Annotated in this window: 5 protein-coding genes and 1 pseudogene; 3 read left to right on the top strand and 3 right to left on the bottom strand. The window is 39.2% G+C overall.

Annotated elements, in window-relative coordinates:
- The 3 genes and pseudogenes from BM283_RS17275 to BM283_RS20385 all read left to right on the top strand — a co-directional run.
- Window positions 1–444, top strand: a pseudogene (locus tag BM283_RS17275) (IS3 family transposase); the annotation flags it as partial.
- Between the two features lie 75 nt (window positions 445–519).
- On the top strand, window positions 520–807 hold the full coding sequence (locus tag BM283_RS17270; protein WP_254776433.1) for a Na+/H+ antiporter NhaA: 288 nt from the start codon (window positions 520–522) through the stop codon (window positions 805–807).
- Between the two features lie 587 nt (window positions 808–1,394).
- On the top strand, window positions 1,395–1,520 hold the full coding sequence (locus BM283_RS20385) for a hypothetical protein (protein ID WP_302848313.1): 126 nt from the start codon (window positions 1,395–1,397) through the stop codon (window positions 1,518–1,520).
- A gap of 41 nt (window positions 1,521–1,561) precedes the next feature.
- Here the strand turns inward: BM283_RS20385 and BM283_RS17265 are convergent, their stop codons facing one another.
- From BM283_RS17265 to BM283_RS17250, 3 genes are all read right to left on the bottom strand, one after another.
- A complete protein-coding gene (locus tag BM283_RS17265) occupies window positions 1,562–2,227 on the bottom strand; it encodes a trimeric intracellular cation channel family protein (RefSeq protein WP_217646597.1) in 666 nt (221 codons plus the stop codon).
- A 4-nt stretch (window positions 2,228–2,231) separates the two neighbouring features.
- Window positions 2,232–3,473 carry an amidohydrolase gene (locus BM283_RS17260; RefSeq protein WP_090695334.1) on the bottom strand — a complete coding sequence of 414 codons (1,242 nt, stop codon included), beginning with the start codon at window positions 3,471–3,473 and terminating at the stop codon, window positions 2,232–2,234.
- A 376-nt stretch (window positions 3,474–3,849) separates the two neighbouring features.
- The gene (locus BM283_RS17250; RefSeq protein ID WP_090695336.1) at window positions 3,850–4,254 is read right to left on the bottom strand and encodes a DoxX family protein; all 405 of its coding nucleotides are present in this window, start codon (window positions 4,252–4,254) and stop codon (window positions 3,850–3,852) included.
- Window positions 4,255–4,406: the final 152 nt, after the last annotated feature.

Raw genomic sequence — 4,406 nt, 5'->3', positions numbered from 1 at the left:
GCTACCGACATAACCTATGTCCCCATGGAGAAGGGCTTTGGCTATCTGGTTGCCATCATCGACTGGTATTCGCGTAAGGTGTTGAGCTGGCGCTTATCCAATACCCTGGATACTGATTTTTGTACTCAGGCGCTGGAGGCAGCCATTCAGGATTATGGCTGTCCACAGATCATGAATACCGACCAGGGCATACAGTTCACCAGCGAAGCATTTACCTCCATACTAAAAGATCATCCTATTCAGATCAGCATGGATGGCAAGGGTTGCTACTATGACAATATTTTTATTGAACGGCTTTGGCGGACAGTTAAATATGAGCTTTTATATACCCGAGAATTCAATAATCTGAAGGAGATAAAGCAGAATTTATCCACATGGTTTGAATGGTACCATCAAGAACGATTTCATCAAAGCCTTGACAGTCTTACGCCTCATGAAATCTACTATAATGATCCAGGAATTGATCGGGTTGCCTGAACTCGATTAACTATACATGTCAGAGCTTAACTTTCTTTCAGGTTGTCCAGTTACAGGGAACCACATCAAGTTATTGATGGGCGAGAGCCATTGGTGCTCGCCATACTCACAGGCTTAGTGATTGGAAAGCCCGTTGGAATGGTCGTCGCCTCAGCTCTGGCCGTTCGAGCGGGGATTGCCGATAAACCAGAAGCCTATTCCTGGATGCAGTTGGTTGGTGCTGCAGTATTGGCGGGAATTGGCTTCACGATGTCACTTTTTATTGCTGCTCAGGCTTTTCCTTCATCAGCTGACCTTGATGCCGCTAAAATCGCCATATTATATTTATAGCGTCGACGGTCTCTGCAATAATTGGCATCTCGTTGCTATGGGGAGCCTGGTTTAAATCGCCAACACAACAAGGCAACAATAATAATCCCGACCTAACCTCATGATTGAAACTCACCAAGATTGCCTGTGCAATCGATGGAAGTTCTTTCCCTTAAACTTGTATCGTCATATATCGTTACCAATGCGCGCTTAATCCAAATTCTCATTAGGAAACATGATAATAATGGCGTAACCGGTTAAGAATGATTCAGAACATATAAAATTTGAAGAGCATATCAACGGTTTGGCGGTATTGTTCACGCAGTACTTTGGCGTATGCCCATTTATGCTCAGATGAAATAATGAGCATACTCCTTGAATCATTTCTAGCTGGTTTTGCTATATTGCCTAGATTACAAGGAAAAATTATCGCGAGAAGAGCGAGCGAAGCAGATCACTTAGGTTGGTACGAGAATTTTTGAAAGCAGCTAAAACCACGGCTGTGTTGTTGACGGCTCAGGCAATATTGCTTCCTTCAAAATTAGAAATGTCGTTAGAGGAAACGGCAAAAATGCCATTAAACGCTCAATACTGTAGAGTAACTTGCTGTGAAGAGGATATACTTCGAACGCAACGAGGCTGAGAATTTGTTGGCTCTGACGGCAGAAGGCGCGGCCGCCCTGGTGGGTGATAAAGGTGATGAATATCAATGCTTTTATTCAAACGCTTACTGAAAAAGACATTGAACCTATTATTCCTTCTCGTAGCAAATTTCTTACATATTTTTATTTTTTATCGATGGGAGTTTTATTTTATATTTAATGGCTAACATCCTGATCGTTGTTGTTGTTAAAATAGAAACCCATATGCTAATCCTGTTGTCTATAACTCCAGTTGCACCCATTAGTTCAATTAAAGAACCTATTATTGCCGCGCTAGCATAAAGATCCTGGGTAAATATTGAAGGGCTTTTTCCTGTCAGAATATCTCTAAAAACACCACCACCTACAGCGCTTGCACAACCAAGAATAACGGATAATTGTATACTACCAGTATATTGGTAGGTTTTATTAGCACCAAACGCAGCAAAGAACCCTAATCCTATCGCATCAAAAAATGTACTTGGTTTCTGGAATGAAAGAATAAATTTTTGGAAAAATGAAACTATAATTATTGCAAGGAATACTCCTATTAAATACTCGCCGGTTATAAGTCCAACAGGTGGAGTTGAAGATATACAAATGTCTCTTATTACACCACCTCCTATAGCTGTAACTAGAGATATAACAAAGACACCAAACACATCATAATTTTTTTTCACTCCAATTACAGCACCACTTAAGGCAAATATAAATGTACCAAATAAGTCTATGAAATATAATATGGTATCCATTGTTTTCAACAATAACACAGGTATAAAACATATGCCTGTGATTCCCATTGTATTAAAGCCATGCAAGCGCTGCTACTAACATGGCTTCTAAGCCAGCTTTAACTGTAGTATTTAATTCGATTTTGAATTGAGATGAGTGATTGGCAGGAATATTTTCTACCTTATCTTCCTTCACTGCTTTTTCCCACTCTCCTTTTTCTGTGCTACCAATAAACCAAAATACATAAGGTACCCCCCACCTTCTTCCAAAGTAGCTGAAATCTTCACTCGCGGTAGCTGGTTTAGTCTCGTAACATCTATCGTCAAAATAACTAATGAAATTTTCGCTTATTTTTTTTGTGGCATATTCATCATTTTCAGTTACCGGATAGCTATCAATGAATTTTATATCTGGTTTTGATGCACCAGAAGCATGACTTTCACAAAGACAGATTCTTTCTATGGATTTTATCATTTTTTCCCTGACAGAGTCTTTGTAGCTACGCACGTTTATCTTTAAAACAGCATCATCGGGAATGATATTCTCTTTGGTACCTGCCTGAATTGATCCGATAGTTAAAACTGCGCTATCTAAAGGTGATATCTCTCTAGAAACGATTGTTTGCAACCTGACTGCGGAATAAGCGGCTATCATAACAGGATCTATGGAGTTTTGTGGCATTGAACCATGAGCCCCTTTTCCATGAAATTTTATATGTAAGCTATCACCAGCGGTAAGGATTGCTCCTGCTTTATATCCTACAGTACCTGCTTTACCGATCATTACATGCTGACCTAAGATAATATCTGGTTTCGGAAAGTTGTCTTTCATATCGTCAATCATTGCTAAAGCACCTTTACCGACTTCCTCCCCAGGCTGAAAGATAATCATTAAAGTTCCCTTCCATAAATTTTTATTCTTGGAGAGAATCTCTGAGGTTCCCATCATCCAAGCCACATGGAGGTCATGTCCACACATATGTGAAACAGGTGTTTTTATACCATCTAATGTTTCACCTACAGCTCTGCTTGCATAAGGTAAATTTGTTTTCTCTTCCATAGGCAATGCATCCATGTCAGCCCTCAGCATAACAACCTGACCATCACCATTTTTCATAATTCCGACAACACCAGTAATTCCTAAATTCTCTGACACTTCAAAGCCCAAACCTTTTAGATGGTTCGCAGCTATTTTAGAAGTTCTGAATTCTTGCATTGATAACTCGGGGTTTTGATGTAAGTCCTTATAAATATGTTCAATTTTTGGTAGCAATGATTCTATCTGGTCTTGTAATTGATCTAGTATGTGGCTCATTTTCAACCTCTATCTATGTTTTATAATTACACGTGTGCGTCTAATATAAATTGGTAGATTCGCATATCACCAACAAAATGAGTTTGCTATGCCTTGATTGATTTTTACTGATGAGTTCTGGCTGAAGCTGAAGAAGACTCAGTTTCAAGAAGCTATTTATAACAAGCGCAATTTGCGCATGACGTTAAAAGGTATGGGATTCAATAATTATTTACCAAATTGCCAAAGAAATTGCTCTTTTGGCAGATATTCAACGCAAATATGCATTATTGAATTTGTACCAAAATGATTTATTTAAACTAGATATCATTTAAAACCGATCCAGGTAATATTATTTTCAGTCTAGCGCATAGCGTGATGGAATCACTGAAACTAGTCAATCCGGCTTCAAAGCGAGACGGCCACTGCCAAGAAATATAATTGCAAGCCCTGAAAAAAGGAAAAATGCCTGCAACTCTACTGTCCACCCACCCATATTATTTAAAGTGAAAATCTGCGCGCTATGAGCCAGTCCAAGCGCAAATAGCATATTGCCGACGATGAGCGCGCCTCCCAACCTTGAATAAATGCCTAAGGCAACCATTAATCCACCTAATACTTCGCCTAGGTAAACACCGTAAGCTATGGACTGAGGCAGGCCGATAGTTGTTAGCATGCTGCGAATAGAATCAAGAGATTCAGGATTTAATACCTTATGTAGCCCATGAAGTAAAATCAGGACACCTACCATCAGGCGCACTATTAATTTTCCTATATCATCTAATTGAGTTTGAGTAAGCATTTTTTTGGCTCCTTCAGTTTTAATGCGAATTAAGAGCTGAAATAGAAGCCAGTTCATAATAACGTTAAACTATTGAGGAAGACACTACCCAACCTCAATCAATCACAGTAACCAATGAACTGGCAAAATCGATTAATAACGATTTATCTCTA

The sequence above is a fragment of the Nitrosomonas sp. Nm34 genome, assembly GCF_900113925.1.
GTDB lineage: Bacteria > Pseudomonadota > Gammaproteobacteria > Burkholderiales > Nitrosomonadaceae > Nitrosomonas.
This window is presented reverse-complemented; position numbering and strand designations above follow the sequence as displayed.

Excerpts from the sequence above, each read along its gene's own strand:
- BM283_RS17265 (WP_217646597.1), bottom strand. The coding sequence starts at position 2,227 with ATGGGAATCACAGGCATATGTTTTATACCTGTGTTATTGTTGAAAACA.
- BM283_RS17260 (WP_090695334.1), bottom strand. The coding sequence starts at position 3,473 with ATGAGCCACATACTAGATCAATTACAAGACCAGATAGAATCATTGCTA.
- BM283_RS17250 (WP_090695336.1), bottom strand. The coding sequence starts at position 4,254 with ATGCTTACTCAAACTCAATTAGATGATATAGGAAAATTAATAGTGCGC.